Below are 16380 nucleotides of genomic sequence, written 5' to 3'. Positions count from 1 at the left end.
ATTTGACAAGTGCACGCTGTTGAGTTCTCAAGGATCGGATGCTCCCACGACCCAGTCATCACAACCAGGCCCGAAGGGCAACTTCTCTACCTTACTGATCTCGTTCCTGTTGTCAAATCGCGTTTCGGCGACTCGCTCATCGGAATGAGGCAGTTCCTTCATCCAGAACACTCAGAAGAGTTGATGTGGATTCGGGGGGTGGTTCTCCGCTTGAGGGGGGTGAGGCTCTCGGCCTTTCCGCTTCCCTGTGGGGCGAACAGGTAATAACTTACGTGGATTCCGGGGGTCGGGCAAATCCGGCCCGTCCGCCGGGCGTGTCGTCGCGATTTTCCGCGGATCGGCGGTCACCCCGCGGTCCACGCCGCCCAGACCCGCGCGTGGGGCCCGGGTGTCTCGACGAGGTCGGCGTTCGTCCCCGACTGCACGATCCGCCCGCGCTCCATCCACTTCCGGGGTGTGGAATCGGGCGTGCGTGGCCGCGCGGAGTCCTGCCACACTGGTGCGCGGAGAGGGAGCCCCATGAGCGCGCACGACCACGACACAGCACCGGCACGACTCGCGAAGAAGCGCCGTCCATGGCGGCGGACGAAGATCGCCGCCGCCTGCGTCGTCGGTGTGACCGCCGTCGTGGCGATCGTCGGTTCGCTCAGCCCCTGGCCCTCGGCGATGATCATCCGTGCTGTGTTCACCAAGGGCGGTGCCGAGACCGCCGCCGAGATGCAGAAGCACGTACCCGACACCGCGCTCACCGAGCGGCTCGACGTCGCATACGGCGACAAGGGCGCCGACACGACCCTCGACGTCTTCTCACCGGCATCCGCCGCCGGCCCGCTGCCCACGATCGTCTGGATCCACGGCGGCGCCTGGATCTCGGGCGCGAAGGAAGACGTCGATCCCTACCTGCGCATCCTCGCCGCCGAGGGGTACACCACGATCGGCGTCAACTACACGATCGGGCCCGAGGGTGTGTACCCGCTCGCGGTGAACCAGCTCAACGAGGCACTCGCCTACATCGACGAGCACGCCGCCGAGCTGGGCGTCGATCCCACGCAGATCGTGCTCGCCGGGGACTCCGCCGGTGCCCAGCTCGCCAGCCAGATGGCGACGCTCATCACGAGCCCGGACTACGCCGAGATCATGGACATCACGCCGTCGATCACGGCCTCACAGCTGGTCGCCACCGTGCTCAACTGCGGCGTCTACGATCTGTCGGCGCTCGCACAGCTCGACGGCATCGCCGGTTGGGGCTTCAAGTCGGCGATGTGGGCGTACTCCGGCACCAAGACCTGGGCCGAGGACTCCACGGGCGCGACGATGTCGACCGTGGACTGGGTGACCGCGGACTTCCCCCCGACGTACATCTCCGGTGGAAACGGCGACGGCCTCACCTGGCTGCAGTCGATCCCGATGGCGAAGCGCCTCGACGAGGTCGGGGTCGAGGTCACGACGCTCTTCTGGCCCGCACCTCACGAACCGGCACTCCCCCACGAGTACCAGTTCCATCTCGACCTGCCGGATGCGCGGACCGCCCTGCAGCGGACCATCGACTTCCTGGACGCGCACACCCGTCGCTGATGCGCCGTCTCAGGCCATCGCCGGGGCGCCGTCTCAGGCCATCGTGTCGAGGATGCCGACGAGGTCTTCGAAGGTCGTGCGCGGATTGAGGATCGCGAAGCGCGTGTTCGGGCGACCTCGGTGCGAGCTCGGCACGACGAACGCGCGCTGCGAGTCGAGCAGGGCGGCCGACCAGCGGTCGTAGTCGGCGCGTTCCCACCCCTCGCGCTCGAAGACGACGACCGACAGCTGCGGATCGCGCACGAGCCGGAGCCCGGGGCGCGCCGCGATCTCGTCGGCGATGCGGCGGGTCAGCGCCATCGTCGCCCCGACGGCGTCGCGGTAGGACGTGACGCCGTAGGTCGCGAGCGAGAACCAGAGCGGCAGTCCGCGGGGGCGCCGGGTGAGCTGGATCGAGTAATCGGACGGGCTGAAGTCGTCGCCGTCGGTGAGCGTATCGAGGTACTCGGCGTGCTGGGTGTGCGCGCGGCGCCCCGACTCGGGGTCGCGGTAGATCAGGGCGCAGCAGTCGAACGGTGCGAACAGCCACTTGTGCGGGTCGACGATCACCGAATCGGCGCGCTCCACACCGGCGAAGATGTGCCGTGCCTCGGGCGACAGCATCGCGGTGAGACCGTATGCGCCGTCGATGTGCAGCCAGAACTCGAACTCGCCCTTGAGCGCCGCGATGCCGGCGATGTCGTCGACGATGCCGAAGTTCGTCGATCCCCCGGTCGCGACGACCGCGCAGATCTCGTCACCGTGTTCGGCGAGTGCGTCGCGCACGGCATCCGCGCGAAGCACGCCGTCGTCGCCCGCCGGCACGAGCAGCACGTCGGCGTCCATCACGCGCGCTGCCGATTTGTTGGAGGAGTGCGCCTCGACGCTGCAGACGATCTTCCAGCGCGAGGGGAGCTGCTTGCCCGCATCGAGGAGGCGCGCCTTGGCGGCCTCGCGCGCGGCGACCAGCGCCGACAGGTTGCCGATCGTGCCTCCCTGCACGAACACCCCGCCGGCGGTGTCGGGGAGCCCGAACTCCTTCGCCAGGAACGAGAGCACCTCGTTCTCGGCATGCACGGCACCCGCTCCCTCGAGCCAGCTGCCGCCGTAGAGCCCCGACGCCGACACCACCAGGTCGAACGCGATCGCCGCCATGGTCGGCGCGGTGGGGATGAACGACAGGTACAGCGGATGGCTCGTGGTCAGGCACGCCGGAGCGAGGATGTGCTCGAACACGCTCAGCGCCCGGTTGGCCCCCAGGCCCGCGTCGGTGATCGTCGCGCCGACGAGCCGGTGGAGTTCGGCCTCGCTCTGGGGCTTGTCGAGCGGCACGTCGGCCGCCAGCATCCGCCGTCGGGAGTAGTCGAGCACCGCATCGACGATGGCCGTCGACTCGGGCGAGGCGGCGTGCATGCGCACAGCATCCATGGGGCGTTCCTTACTTCGCGGAGGAGAAAGCGGACGCCGGGGCGTCGAACGGGTTCGGGCGGAGGGCATGCGGATCGAGCGGATCCGGTGCATCGTCGCGCGGGTCGAGCACGACGGCGAGCGTGCGCCGGGCGAGGGCGGCGCGATCGTGCGGCGCCCACTTCACCAGGGAGTGCGCGTTCATGCCGTCGATCATCGCGAGCAGCAGCCAGGCGGCGGTCTCGGTGCGGGCCGCCGAGATCTCACCCGAGGCGACGGCACGGGCGAGGTGCGCCTCGAGGGCGCTCTGCCAGAGGTCCATCTCGGAGCGAACTCGCGCGGCGAGTGCCTCGTTTCGCGCACCCAGCGCCCACGCCTGCACCCACACGAGCGTCACGTCGTCGCGACGGCCGTCGAGCAGCGTCTCGGTCATGTGCAGCAGGTTGTCGCGCGCGGTCGCACCGGGGTCGAACGACGCCATCACCTCGTCGCGCTCGGCCGCCACGATCTCGCCGAAGACGTCGGCGAGGAACGCATCCATGCCCGGGCGGTAGTGCGCGACGAGCGCCGGGGTGACACCTACCCGCGCGGCGACGGCGCGCACGGTGAGAGCCTCCAGCCCGCTCTCGCGGGCGAGCCCGATGGCACCCTCGAGGATCGAGCGGTCGCGCTCTTCGGGAGGGAGGCGCCGGGGGCCGGCGACTCTTGACGTCGTGTTCATCACGGGTTACCGTAGCACCTGTTGATCGCATGTTCAATAACCGCTCCACCGCGAGGAGACACCGATGGCCTGGCGCATGCCCGCAGAGACCGCACGCCACGATCGCACCTGGATGGCCTTCCCCGTCGAGGGCCAGACGCTCGGCGCGAGCGCGGCCGAGCGCGACGAGGGGTACGCGACGTGGACGGCGGTGGCGCACGCGGTCGCCGAGTTCGAGCCGGTGACGATGCTGGTCGATCCGCGCGAGCTCGCGCGGGCGCGGCGGATGCTGGGAGCGGGTGTCGAGATCGTGGAGGCGCCGGTCGACGAGTTCTGGATGCGCGACTCCGGACCGACCTTCGTGATCGACGACGACCGGCCCGAGGCACTCGGCGCGGTCGACTGGATCTTCAACGGCTGGGGAGACCCCGAGTGGGCCGACTGGGCGGCGGCCGCGCAGCACGCCCGCATCATCGCGCGCGGCGTCGACGCCGAGCTCGTGAGTTCGACCCTCGTGAACGAGGGCGGCGGAATCCACGTCGACGGCCAGGGCACCGTGCTGCTCACCGAGACCGTGCAGCTCGACCCGCGCCGCAACCCCTATGCCGACCGGCAGCGCGTCGAGGCCGAGATGCTGCGCACGATCGGGGCGACGAAGGCGGTCTGGCTGCCGCGCGGCCTCACTCGCGACTACGACGACTTCGGCACCAACGGGCACGTCGACATCGTCGCGACGATCGTCTCGCCCGGGCGCCTGCTGCTGCACGCGCAGAACGATCCCGCACACCCCGACCACGCCGTGACGCGCGAGTTGCGGGCGCACCTCGTCGAGCAGACGGATGCCGCGGGCCGCAGCTTCGAGGTGATCGACCTGCCCGCGCCCTCCACGCTGCGCGACGACGAGGGCTTCGTGGACTGGAGCTACGTCAACCATCTGGTGACGAACGACGGCGTGGTCGCCTGCGGGTTCGGCGACGAACGGGCGGATGCCGCAGCGAGCGAGATCCTCGCCGAGGCATATCCCGGCCGCCGCATCGTCACCGTCGATGCACGACAGCTGTTCGCCCGCGGGGGCGGCATCCACTGCATCACCCAGCAGCAGCCCGCGCTCGGGCAGACGCCGGCGACGGGCGCGTTCGCGTGATCGACGTTGTCGAGGCGTCGATCGCCGACCTGCGGCGCGCCCTCGACGCGGGGGCCGCGACGGCGGTCGACCTCGTCGACGCCTATCTCGCCCGTATCGACGCCTACGACGGCCCGGACACGCCCACCGCGCTGAACGCGGTCGTCGTGCGCAACCCGGACGCACGGGCCGAGGCGGCGGCGTCCGACGAGCGTCGGGCACGCGGAGAGACGCTCGGCCCGCTCGACGGCATCCCCTACACGGCGAAGGACAGCTACCTCGTGCGCGGTCTCACCGCCGCCGCCGGCAGCCCGGCCTTCGCTCGGCTCGTCGCCCAGCGCGACGCGTTCACCATCGAGCGCCTGCGGGCCGGCGGGGCCATCTGCCTCGGACTCACGAACATGCCCCCGATGGCGAACGGCGGGATGCAGCGCGGGGTCTACGGACGCGCCGAGAGTCCGTACAGCGCGGAGTGGCTCACCGCACCTTTCGCCTCCGGATCGTCGAACGGCTCGGGCACCGCGACCGCCGCGAGCTTCGCCGCCTTCGGCCTGGCCGAGGAGACCTGGTCGAGCGGTCGCGGGCCGGCGACGAACAACGCCCTCTGCGCGTACACACCCTCCCGCGGGGTGATCTCGGTGCGCGGCAATTGGCCACTCGTACCCACGATGGACGTCGTCGTGCCGCACGCTCGAACGATGGCGGATCTGCTCGAGGTGCTCGAGGTCATCGTGGCCGACGACGGTGAGACGCGCGGAGACTTCTGGCGCACGCAGCCGTGGGTGCCGATCCCGGCCGCCTCCGCGGTGCGCCCCGACTCCTATCCGGCGCTCGCCACGACCGGTGCTGCCCCTCCCGGCTCGGCGAACGCCCTCGCCGGTATCCGGATCGGCATCCCCCGCATGTATATCGACGCCGATCCCGAGGCGGGCACCGCCGCGCACCCGGGGATCGGCGGGCCGACCGGTCGGCGCATCGACACCCGCCCTTCAGTGCTCACGCGCTGGGCGGCAGCGCGCCGCGACCTCGAGTCGGCAGGGGCGACCGTGGTCGAGGTCGACTTCCCCGTGGTGTCGAACTACGAGGGCGACCGCCCCGGCGCCTCGACGATCGCGACGCGCGGCCTCGTCTCACCCGCCTACCTGCGGCGTGAGATCGTCGATCTCTCGGCGTGGGCGTGGGAGGACTTCCTGCGCGCCAACGGCGATCCCGCCCTCGACTCGCTGACCGGCATCGACGGAGCCACGATCTTCCCGCACCCGGACGGCGCGCTGCCCGACCGCTACACCGGCTTCGACGACGACATCGCCGAATACCCCGACTGGGTGCGGGCGCATCCCGACACCGGCCTCGACGACATGCCCGAACTGCCCGAGGGTCTCCACGGCCTCGAAGAGACCCGACGCCGCGATCTCGAGCAGTGGATGGATCGGCTCGGCCTCGACGCCGTCGTCTTCCCCGCCGTCGCCGACCTCGGCCCCGCCGACATGGACGTCGACCCGGCATCCGCCGACCTCGGCTGGCGCAACGGCACCTGGATCGCGCACGGCAACCTCGCCATCCGTCACCTCGGCATCCCGACCGTCACGGTGCCGATGGGGCTCCTCGACGACATCGGCATGCCCATCGGGCTCACCTTCGCCGGCCGCGCCTATGACGACGCTCACCTGCTGCGACTCGCGGCGGCGTTCGAGGCGTCCGGAGCACCCGGCGAGCGCCGCACGCCCCCGCCGCGCACGCCCGCACTCTGAGCGACGGAACCCCGCTCACTCCCAGGTGTGCACCGGCTCGCCGGCCCGGGCGAGCTCGAGATAGTCGCCCAGCATGCCGTGCAGCGCATCCGCCCGGCTCTGCCCCGCGCGCTCCCGCGCCGCGACGCTCCCCCGCTGCCAGGTCGCCCCGTTGCGCCCGGTCACACAGCGCTGCTCGATGATGCCGAGGTACCGATCGCGCGCCGCCGGGTCGACACCGTACGCATCGAGCCCCTCGGCCGCCATCGGCAGCAGTCGCCGCAGCACGAGCTCGCGCGCGCCGACCCAGCCCACGTCGGGCCAGTAGAGTCGCGCCTCGATCCCGTCGCGTGCGCCCGTGCGCAGGTTCTCGGCGGCGGCGTCGAAGCTCATCTGCGTCCACAGCGGACGATCGGCCTCGGCGAGCGTGCGCACGAGACCGTAGTAGAAAGCCGTGTCGGCGAGCACGTCGACGACCGTGGGCCCCGCCGGCAGCACGCGGTTCTCGACGCGCAGATGGGCGGTGCCGTCGACCGTGTCGTAGATGGGGCGGTTCCACCGGTACACCGTGCCGTTGTGCATGCGCAGCTCGGCGAGGGAGGGGGCGCGACCGGCGGCGAGTTCCGCGAAGGGGTCTTCGTCGGTGACGGCGGGCAGCAACGCGGGGAAGTACCGCGAGTTCTCCTCGAAGAGGTCGAAGATCGAGGTGACCCAGCGTTCCCCGAACCACACGCGCGGGCGCACGCCCTGGTTCTTCAACTCCTGCGAGCGGGTGTCGGTGGCCTGCTCGAACATCGGGATGCGGGTTTCGTGCCACAGCGCGCGTCCCGCAAAGAACGGGGAGTTGGCGGCGAGCGCGACCTGCACGCCGGCCATGGCCTGCGCCGCGTTCCAATACGGCGCGAAGGAATCCGGTTCGACCTGCAGGTGCAGTTGCACCGAGGTGCAGGCGGCCTCGGGGAGGATCGTGTCGGTCACGATGTCGAGGCTCTCGCGGGGGCCACCCGCCAGCGGTACGCCCTCCAGCTTGAGCTCGATGTCCTCCCCCCGCGCGGCGAGCACCTGCTGGCCGAGCAGGCTGTAGCGAGGCTCCTCCGAGATCCAGCGCTCGGTGAAGTGGTTCTCATCGAGGGTGGGCAGCATCCCGATCATCGCGATCGCGTTGCCGGTCGCCGCCTGCACCCGCGCATCCGCCTCGTCGATGGCGTTGCGCAGCGACGTCTCGAGATCGCGCGTGCGACCTCCGCCGATCGGGCGCGGTGCGACGTTGACCTCGATGTTGAAGCGGCCGAGTTCGGTCTGGAACGCGGGGCTGGCGATGGCTTCGAGCGCCGCCTCGTTGGCCATGGCCGGATCGCCGGCGGGGTCGACCAGGTTGAGCTCGATCTCGAGACCGAGCTGCGGCAGCGCTCCGTCGAAGCGTCCGTCGGCGAGCATTTCGGCGAGCGCATCGAGGCACTGCTCGGTCTTGGCGCGGAACTTCGTGCGGTCCTGGCGCGTGAAACTGCGCGCGTCGATGCTGTCACCCATCCCTCGACGGTAGCGGCCTCAGGCGAATCACCCGGACCCCTTGACATTTCATCATTGTGACGAACGGCACATCGGTTATATGTTTGGCCCATGAGCGTCGAGAGCCCGAGCCCCGAGAGCAGCCCCGCCACCACCGAGAACACGCGTGCGCTCGAGGGCGGGATCGTGACCGACCTCGAAGGCAAGATGACCTACGGGTCGTATCTCGCGCTCGACCAGCTGCTCACGGCGCAGCGCCCGGTGAGCACTCCCGAACACCACGACGAGATGCTGTTCATCATCCAGCACCAGACCACCGAGCTGTGGCTCAAGCAGCTGCTGCACGAACTCTCGTCGGCGCGCGAGCTGCTCGCCCGCGACGACCTGCGCGAAGCCCTCAAGCGCATCGCCCGGGTCAAGCGCATCCAGGACGTCATGACCCAGCAATGGGCGGTCCTCGCCACCCTCACCCCCACCGAGTACGCGCAGTTCCGCGGCGCGCTGGGCAACTCCTCGGGCTTCCAATCGGTGCAGTACCGCGCGGTCGAGTTCGCCCTCGGCAACAAGAACGAGAAGATGCTCGGCGTCTTCCGCGATCACCCCGCGAATCTCGCGCTGCTCGCCGCCGAGTGGGAGAAGCCCACCCTCTACGACGAGTTCCTGCGCTTCGCCGCCCGCCGCGGCCTGCCGATCCCCGCCGAGATCCTCGACCGCGACGTGCGGGAGCCCTACCGGATGACCGCCGCGCTCGTGCCGGCGATCCGCGAGATCTACCAGGACCCGAGCCGCTACTGGGACCTCTACGAAGCCTGCGAAGACCTCGTCGACCTCGAGGACAACTTCCAGTTCTGGCGCTTCCGCCACCTCAAGACCGTGGCCCGCACGATCGGTATGAAGGTCGGCACCGGCGGATCCAGCGGCGTCGGCTTCCTGCAGCGCGCGCTCGATCTGACCTTCTTCCCCGAGCTGTACGCCGTGCGCACCGAGATCGGCAGCTGATGAGAGCTGCGACCTTCTTCGACGGCGAGGAATGGCGCGAAGGCGTGATCTCCCTGGCCGACGGTCGGATGCTCGTACGCGATGCGACCCCGGCCGACCACCTCCCCCGCCTCGACGGCATCGTGACGGGCGGGTTCACCGACCACCACGTGCACCTGCAGCTCGTCGACACCACGGGTCTCGCGGCCTCGACGCTCGGTCGCGTCGTCGACCTCGGAGCGAACGTGACCGAGGTCGCGCGTCTGGGCGCGACGCTCGCGCCCGTGCGTCTCGAGTACGCCGGCGCCTTCCTCACGGCCCCGGGCGGCTACCCCTCCGACCGCGCGTGGGCTCCGGCGGGGTCGGTGCGCGAGGTCAACGACCCGGCACAGGCCGCCGAAGCGGTGGACGAGATGGCGGATGCCGGCGCCCGGAGCATCAAGATCGCCAGCAACACGACCGCCGGGCCGGTGTTCGGCGATGAACTCATCCGCGCGATCGTCGACCTCGCCCAGAGCCGCGGCCTCACCGTCACCGCTCATGCGGAGGGACCCGGCGAGGCACAGCGCATCTCGCGACTCGGCGTCGCGCGCCTCGCGCACACGCCCTTCACCGAGATGCTCGACGATGACGAGATCGCCGCGCAGGCGGCATCCGTCGCATGGATCTCGACGCTCGCGGTGCACGACGACGAGACCCGCCGCGTCGCGACCGAGAACGTGCGACGCTTCCACGCCGCCGGGGGCACGGTGCTCTACGGCACCGACATGGGCAACGGTCCGACACCGGTGGGCCTGAACGCCGGCGAGATCGCGGCGCTCCGCGCGGCCGGTCTCGACGAGGACGCCGTGCTGCGCGCCCTCGACCCGCTCGACCCGCGCGACCCCGGCGCGCGCCTGCTCGTCCTCCCCCGCACGCCCGGCGACTCAGTCGACCCGCTCCGCGCCCGCCCCCTGCTCCCCGAAGACCTGAAGGTGTGACATGACCGACCTCCCCGACTCCGCCGTTCACGACTCCGCCGTTCACGACTCCGCCCTTCTCGAGGCCGCCCGCGCCCTCGACGCCGCCGATCCGCTCGCGGCGCACCTCGACGCCTTCGCCGACGCCCCGGGCGTCGACGCCTACCTCGACGGCAACTCGCTCGGCCGCCCCCTGCGCGACATCCCCGAGCGGCTCGCGGCCTTCGTGCGCGAGGACTGGGGCACGCGCCTCATCCGGTCGTGGGACGAGCAGTGGATGGCGCTTCCGATGGAACTGGGCGACCGCATCGGCCGGGTCGCGCTGGGCGCGGCATCCGGCCAGACCGTCGTCGCCGACTCGACGAGCGTGCTCATCTACAAGCTGATGCGCGCCGCGGCCGCCGCCGACCCGACCCGCACCGAGCTCGTGATCGAGGCGGGGAACTTCCCCACCGACCGGTTCCTCGCTGAGGGGGTCGCGGCCGAGACGGGCATGACGGTGCGGTGGATCGAGCCCGACCCCGTGCTCGGCGTGAGCGTCGCCGACGTCGTCGCCGTCGTGTCGGAGCGCACCGCGCTCGTCTCGCTCAGCCACGTCGACTACCGCTCCGGCGCGCTGGCCGACATGCCCGCGATCACGGATGCGGTGCACGCCTCGGGCGCGCTCATGATGTGGGATCTCTGCCACTCGGCGGGCGTGATCCCGATGCAGCTCGACGCGTGGGGCGTCGACATGGCCGTCGGCTGCACGTACAAGTATCTGAACGGCGGCCCCGGCTCCCCCGCGTTCGCGTACCTCAACCGCGCGCACCAGGGCACCCTGCGCCAACCGATCCAGGGATGGTGGAGCGCCGCCGACATCTTCGCCATGGGGCCGGAGTACGTTCCCGCCGGCGACATCCGCCAGCTGCTCAGCGGCACCCCGCCGGTCACCTCGATGCTGGCGATGCAGGGGATGCTCGACCTGATCGAGGAGTCCGGCATCGATGCGGTGCGCGCGAAGTCCCGCTCGCTCACCGACCTCGCGGTGCGCGGGTTCGACGAGGAGCTCGCCCCGCTCGGCGTGCGGCTGCTCAGTCCGCGCGACGCAGACCTGCGCGGCGGCCACGTGACGATCGGGCACCCCGACTTCCGCGAGGTCACGAAGAAGCTCTGGACGCAGGGGATCATCCCCGACTTCCGGTTCCCCGACGGCATCCGCCTGGGCCTGTCGCCACTGAGCACCTCGCACGTCGAGACGGTGACCGGGGTGCTGGCGGTGCGCGACGCGCTGCGCGCATGACGACGACGGCAGAGGGCGCGGGGGTCGCGGCGTCCGTCGTCGACGACATCGACGCGCGCCCCGGCAGCACGGCGTCGCTGCTGCGCACGGTCGTGGGCCTGTTCCTGCGCCCGCTCGGCTGGATCTCGACGGCCGATCTCGTCTCTCTCGCCGGCGACCTCGGCATCGAGCCCGCGCAGGCCCGCACCGGCATCGCGCGCCTCAAGCAGAAGGGCCTGCTGCTCGCCGAGCGGCGCGACGCCGTCGGCTACCGCCTGAACCCGGCCGCCCTCGCGATGCTGCAGCGCGGCGATCGGCGCATCTTCGCGATGCGGCAGATGACGGATGCCGATCCCTGGTGCCTCGTGTCGTTCTCGATCCCCGAGACCGAGCGGGCGGTGCGGCATCAGCTGCGCCGACGACTGCACTGGATCGGCGCGGGGGTCGTGTCGCCCGCCCTGTGGATCTGCCCCGGGCACCTGCAGGACGAGGTGCGGCAGATCGTGGGCGAGGTCGGGGCGCGCGCGTGGGTCACGCTCTTCCCCGCCGGGATGCCGGTGACCGATCGCACCCCCGCCGAATCGGCGGCCGCCTGGTGGGACCTCGGCGCCCTGGCCGACGAGCACCGCCGGTTCCAGGAGTCGCTCACGACGTTGCCCGCCGAGCCGTTCGCCGCGTACGTGCACCTGCTGGACCGCTGGCGCACGCTCCCCTACCTCGACCCGGGCCTGCCGCCGTCGATGCTGCCCGCCGATTGGCCGGGCACCCGCAGCTTCGCCGAGTTCGCCTGGCTGTCGGAGACGCTCGAGGGTCCGGCCATGGCGCACGTGCGCGCGGTCACCGGGGGCTGACGAGGCGTTCCGGTGGCGGGGCCGTCGTCCCGCGCACGACCAGCCGGGTCGGCAGGGTCACGTGGAGCTCGTCGAGCTGTTCGCCGGCGAGCAGGGAGAACACCATCTCGGCCGCGACCGCGCCGAGTCGGCGCATCGGCTGTTGGATCGTCGTCAGCGGCTGTGCGCGTCGCGACGCCTCCGGTACGTCGTCGAAGCCGATGACCGAGAGGTCATCGGGCACCCGGATACCCATCTCGCGGGCGACGTCGATCACGGCGATGGCCGAGAGATCGTTCGCCGCGAACACCGCCGTCGGCCGATCCGGCCCGGCGAGCAGCACGCGCGCGGAGTCGCGCGTGGTCTGCCACTCGTAGAGGCCCGGACGGATGAGGTCGGGGTCGACGGGCAGACCGGCGTCCCGGAGCGCCCGTCGATAGCCGGCGTCGCGCAGACCCGCGGAGCGCAGGTCGGGGCGCCCGCCGAGGAAGCTGATGCGGCGGTGCCCGAGCTCGAGCAGGTGACGCGTCGCGGTCAGCGCGCCGCCGAAGCTGTCGGACTCGACCGTCGGAAGATCGGCGCGCCCGGTATGCGGGTCGACGGCGACCACCGGGATCTCGGTGGTCGCGCTCACGATCGTCGGGGTCACCATGATCGCGGCGTCGATGAGGGTGCCCGACAGTCGGCTCAGCGACCGACGCTCCCACCCCTCCCCCGCCCCCTGGTGCGAACCGCTGTAGGCGAGCAGATCGAACGCCGTGTCGTGCACCGCGGCGCCGACGCCCTTGAGGATCTCGGCGCTGAAGGGCTCGAAGTCGGCGAGCAGCACACCGATCACGCCCGTGCGCCGTGCGCGCATGCTGCTGGCCACGAGGCTGGACTCGTAGCCCAGTTCGCGCACCGTGTCGAGCACGCGACGCACCGTGGCGTCGGCGATGCCGTAGCGGCCGTTCACGGCCTTCGACACGGTCGAGACCGAGACTCCCGCCGCCTTCGCGACGTCGTGGATCGTGGTCCTCCCGCTCATGAGCGCCCATCGTATCCGCACGGCTCGGCGTTTCGGAAACTGTTTTCGAAAACGTTTGACGGCCCCCTCATCCGGCAAGAGACTGCTCTGCGACGCGGTCTCACCCTGCTGCCGCGAGCGTCCGCATCGGAGCGGATGCACACACTCTCGATGAGGAGAACGATCACATGAACAGCAGAAGGCACTCCCTCGCCGCCGCGGCGGCACTGACCGCCGTTGGCGCGCTCGTCCTGAGCGGATGCACCGGCGGCACCCCCGACGGCGGCGACGGCGACGGCTCGTCGATGACCCTGTGGCACAACTCGACGACCGGGCCCGGCGTGGAGTTCTGGGAGAAGACGGTCGCCGACTTCGAGGAGGCCAACCCCGGCGTCTCGATCACCGTGCAGTCGATCCAGAACGAAGACCTCGACGGCAAGCTCCAGACCGCACTCAACTCGGGCGATGCGCCCGACATCTTCCTGCAGCGCGGAGGCGGCAAGATGGCCGCGATGGTCAAGGCCGGTCAGCTCAAGGACCTCACCGGTTCGCTGTCGGATGCCGTGACCGACGAGATCCCGGCCGCCGCGTTCTCGGCGAGCAGCCTCGACGACAAGATCTACGCGATGCCCGTCGCCGTTCTGCCCGGCGGGCTGTTCTACAGCCAGGACCTCTTCGACGAGGCCGGCATCACCGAGAACCCCACGACGCTGTCCGAGCTCGAGGACGCGACGGCGGCGCTGCGCACCGCAGGGATCGAACCCATCGCGCTCGGCGCGAAGGACGCCTGGCCCGCCGCGCACTGGTACTACTGGATGGCCCTGCGCGAGTGCAGCGCCGACACGCTCGCGAAGGCCGCCGACGAGATGACCTTCGACGACGACTGCTGGGTGCGCGCGGGCGAGGATCTCGAGGCCTTCGCCGCGACGGAGCCGTTCAACTCCGGATTCCTCACGACCACGGCCCAGCAGGGCGCGGGCAGCTCGGCCGGGCTCATCGCGAACCACCAGGCCGGCATGGAGCTGATGGGCGCCTGGAACCCCGGCGTCATCGGCTCGCTGACGCCCGACCAGCAGCCGCTCGCCGACCTCGCCTGGTTCCCGTTCCCCGAGATCGAGGGCGGCGAGGGCGAGCCCGGATCGATGATGGGCGGCGTCGACGGGTACTCGTGCTCGGTCGATGCTCCGGACGCCTGCGTCGACTTCTTGAACTACCTGGGGTCGGCCGAGGTGCAGACCGCCTACTACACCGCGTTCAACGCCCCGCCCGTGAACACGGTGGCGCAGGAGGCCGTCACCGAGCCGTACCTGCAGTCGATCCTCGAGGCCTACAACGCCGCGCCGTACGCGTCGCAGTGGCTCGACACCGTCTACGGCCAGAACGTCGGCAACGCACTCAACGTCGCCGTCGTCGACATGCTCGCGGGTCAGGGATCACCGGAAGACATCGTCAAGGCTGTCCAGGATGCCGCTGCGAAGGCGTGAGGCGGCCGCCCGGCTGGAAGTGATCCTTCTGGCCGGGCCCGCCCTGATCGTCTTCCTCGCCTTCGTCATCTTCCCCGTGCTGATGGCCGCCTACTACGGCTTCTTCAGCTGGCAGGGATACGGGGCTCCCACCGACTTCGTGGGTCTGAAGAACTATCTGACGATCCTGCAGGACCCGCTGTTCCACGACGCCCTGGCGCACAACGGCTTCATCCTGGTGATGTCGCTCGTGCTGCAGGGCCCGGCCGCCATCCTGCTCGCACTGCTGCTCAACCGGCGCATGCGCGGGCAGTCGCTGATCCGCGTGCTCATCTTCATCCCCTACGTGATCTCCGAGGTCGTCGTCGGCACCGGGTGGAGCCTGATGCTCCAGACCAGCGGCGCCTTCAACGCCCTGCTCGAGAACGCGGGCCTCGGGTGGTTGGCGGCGGACTGGCTGTCGAATCCCGACATCGCGATCTGGACGCTGATGGTCATCATCACGTGGAAGTACGTCGGGTTCGCCGTGATCCTCTTCCTCGCCGGGCTCCAGGGCATTCCCGAGGAGCTGCACGAGGCGGCCGCGATCGACGGGGCCTCGTACTGGCAGATCCAATGGCGCATCACGCTGCCGCTGCTCGCCCCGACGCTGCGCATCTGGGCCTTCCTGTCGATCATCGGTTCGCTGCAGTTGTTCGATCTCGTCTACATCATCTGGGGGCAGTACATCGCCTCGACCGCCGGCACCTCGACCATGGCCACGTACATGGTCGGCGAGGGCCGCAACGCCGGCAACTTCGGCTACGGCAACGCCGTCGCCGTCGTGCTGTTCCTGATCTCGCTCGTCGTCGCCCTGATCTATCAGCGCGCCGTGCTCAAGCGCGACACCGAGGGCGCCCTCACCGGGCCGACCTCCGCCACGAGGAAGAGGAAGAACCGATGACCGCCACCTCGCTGCTCGTCACGCAGCGTCCCGGGCGCACCGGGCGCTCCGCCCGTCCCCGCCTGCCCTGGGCGCATCCGACCGTGTATTTCGTGGCGCTGATCGTCGTCGGACTCATGCTCGCCCCGATCGCGTACATCGTCATCGGCGGCTTCCGCACGAATGCTCAGATCACGACCGATCCCTCCGGTCTCCCGCAGCCGTGGGTGTTCTCGAACTACCTCGACGTCATCACCGGCGGCATCTTCTGGCGCCAGGTGCTGAACTCGACGATCGTCGCTGTCGCCACCACCGCCGGGGTCGTCGCGCTGGGACTCATGGCCGCCTACGTGCTCGCCCGGTACCGGTTCGCCGGCCGCGGCGTGCTCTACGCCTTCTTCGCGGCGGGGCTCATGTTCCCGTTGACGGTCGCGATCACCCCGCTGTACATCGTGGTGCGCAACCTCGGCCTGATGAACTCCCTCGGGGGCGTGATCCTGCCACAGATCGCCTTCGCGCTGCCGACCACGATCATCATCCTCGTGCCGTTCCTGCGGGCGATCCCCGACGAGATCCAGGAGGCGGCCTTCATCGACGGCTGCAGCCGCATCGGCTTCTTCTGGCGCATGGTGCTGCCGCTGTCACTGCCGGGGGTCATCACCACGGGCATCCTGGCCTTCATCGGCAGCTGGAACGGCTACCTGCTGCCGCTGTTCATCCTGAACGACGCCTCGGCGTTCACCCTCCCACTCGGCGTGCAGTCGTTCTCGTCGCAGTACTCGGTCGACACCGCCAAGGTGCTCGCGTTCACCTCGCTGTCGATGATCCCCGCGCTCATCTTCTTCAGCCTGTTCGAGCGGCGCATCGTGGGCGGGCTCACCGGTGCCGTCAAGGGCTGAACGCGCCGTCGGCGCCCCATCGCACTCCGTACAGAAAGA

At 70.3% G+C, this 16380-nt stretch carries 14 protein-coding genes; 10 read left to right on the top strand and 4 right to left on the bottom strand.

The window, feature by feature from the left end:
- The first annotated feature begins 519 nt into the window (after positions 1 to 519).
- Positions 520 to 1575 carry an alpha/beta hydrolase gene (locus ACIPVN_RS16040; protein ID WP_400444964.1) on the top strand — a complete coding sequence of 352 codons (1056 nt, stop codon included), beginning with the start codon at positions 520 to 522 and terminating at the stop codon, positions 1573 to 1575.
- 33 nt (positions 1576 to 1608) lie between these two features.
- On the opposite strand, the gene ACIPVN_RS16035 is transcribed toward ACIPVN_RS16040, so the two are convergent.
- On the bottom strand, positions 1609 to 2982 hold the full coding sequence (locus ACIPVN_RS16035) for a pyridoxal phosphate-dependent decarboxylase family protein (protein WP_400444961.1): 1374 nt from the start codon (positions 2980 to 2982) through the stop codon (positions 1609 to 1611).
- Between the two features lie 10 nt (positions 2983 to 2992).
- On the bottom strand, positions 2993 to 3682 hold the full coding sequence (locus tag ACIPVN_RS16030; protein ID WP_400444958.1) for a TetR/AcrR family transcriptional regulator: 690 nt from the start codon (positions 3680 to 3682) through the stop codon (positions 2993 to 2995).
- Between the two features lie 64 nt (positions 3683 to 3746).
- Here ACIPVN_RS16030 and ACIPVN_RS16025 point away from each other — a divergent pair, with 64 nt between their 5' ends.
- A complete protein-coding gene (locus tag ACIPVN_RS16025; protein WP_400444955.1) occupies positions 3747 to 4805 on the top strand; it encodes an agmatine/peptidylarginine deiminase in 1059 nt (352 codons plus the stop codon).
- Positions 4802 to 6535: an amidase gene (locus ACIPVN_RS16020; protein ID WP_400444952.1), complete on the top strand. Its 1734-nt coding sequence runs from the start codon at positions 4802 to 4804 to the stop codon at positions 6533 to 6535. The genes ACIPVN_RS16025 and ACIPVN_RS16020 overlap by 4 nt, the downstream gene beginning before the upstream one ends.
- A gap of 15 nt (positions 6536 to 6550) precedes the next feature.
- Here the strand turns inward: ACIPVN_RS16020 and ACIPVN_RS16015 are convergent, their stop codons facing one another.
- Entirely contained in the window at positions 6551 to 8044 is a 1494-nt protein-coding gene (locus ACIPVN_RS16015; protein ID WP_400444949.1) for a glutamate-cysteine ligase family protein, read from the bottom strand.
- A 90-nt stretch (positions 8045 to 8134) separates the two neighbouring features.
- On the opposite strand from ACIPVN_RS16015, the gene ACIPVN_RS16010 reads away from it, so the two are divergent.
- The 4 genes from ACIPVN_RS16010 to ACIPVN_RS15995 are packed head-to-tail and all read left to right on the top strand — an operon-like array spanning position 8135 to position 12072.
- A complete protein-coding gene (locus tag ACIPVN_RS16010; protein ID WP_400444946.1) occupies positions 8135 to 9022 on the top strand; it encodes a tryptophan 2,3-dioxygenase in 888 nt (295 codons plus the stop codon).
- Positions 9022 to 9981: an amidohydrolase family protein gene (locus ACIPVN_RS16005; RefSeq protein WP_400444943.1), complete on the top strand. Its 960-nt coding sequence runs from the start codon at positions 9022 to 9024 to the stop codon at positions 9979 to 9981. Before ACIPVN_RS16010 ends, ACIPVN_RS16005 begins: the two co-directional genes overlap by 1 nt.
- A 1-nt stretch (position 9982) precedes the next feature.
- A complete protein-coding gene (locus ACIPVN_RS16000) occupies positions 9983 to 11242 on the top strand; it encodes a kynureninase (RefSeq protein WP_400444940.1) in 1260 nt (419 codons plus the stop codon).
- Complete coding sequence (locus ACIPVN_RS15995) at positions 11239 to 12072, top strand: PaaX family transcriptional regulator C-terminal domain-containing protein (RefSeq protein WP_400444937.1); 834 nt, start codon at positions 11239 to 11241, stop codon at positions 12070 to 12072. Before ACIPVN_RS16000 ends, ACIPVN_RS15995 begins: the two co-directional genes overlap by 4 nt.
- Here ACIPVN_RS15995 and ACIPVN_RS15990 read toward each other — a convergent pair.
- Positions 12059 to 13078 (bottom strand): LacI family DNA-binding transcriptional regulator, encoded by a 1020-nt coding sequence (locus tag ACIPVN_RS15990; RefSeq protein WP_400444934.1) that lies wholly within the window; start codon positions 13076 to 13078, stop codon positions 12059 to 12061. The genes ACIPVN_RS15995 and ACIPVN_RS15990 overlap by 14 nt on opposite strands.
- A gap of 167 nt (positions 13079 to 13245) precedes the next feature.
- Between ACIPVN_RS15990 and ACIPVN_RS15985 the strand changes: the two genes are divergently transcribed.
- From ACIPVN_RS15985 to ACIPVN_RS15975, 3 genes are read left to right on the top strand one after another with little or no spacing between them, the layout of a single operon-like run.
- Positions 13246 to 14541 (top strand): extracellular solute-binding protein, encoded by a 1296-nt coding sequence (locus ACIPVN_RS15985; protein WP_400444931.1) that lies wholly within the window; start codon positions 13246 to 13248, stop codon positions 14539 to 14541.
- Positions 14522 to 15463 carry a carbohydrate ABC transporter permease gene (locus tag ACIPVN_RS15980; RefSeq protein ID WP_400444928.1) on the top strand — a complete coding sequence of 314 codons (942 nt, stop codon included), beginning with the start codon at positions 14522 to 14524 and terminating at the stop codon, positions 15461 to 15463. Before ACIPVN_RS15985 ends, ACIPVN_RS15980 begins: the two co-directional genes overlap by 20 nt.
- Positions 15460 to 16341 (top strand): carbohydrate ABC transporter permease, encoded by an 882-nt coding sequence (locus tag ACIPVN_RS15975; RefSeq protein WP_247624656.1) that lies wholly within the window; start codon positions 15460 to 15462, stop codon positions 16339 to 16341. The genes ACIPVN_RS15980 and ACIPVN_RS15975 overlap by 4 nt, the downstream gene beginning before the upstream one ends.
- Positions 16342 to 16380 lie beyond the last annotated feature (39 nt).

It is taken from the genome of Microbacterium sp. NPDC090003, assembly GCF_044748385.1.
GTDB lineage: Bacteria > Actinomycetota > Actinomycetes > Actinomycetales > Microbacteriaceae > Microbacterium.
The sequence above is the reverse complement of the archived record's forward strand: the minus strand, read 5'-3'. Positions and strand labels throughout refer to the sequence as shown.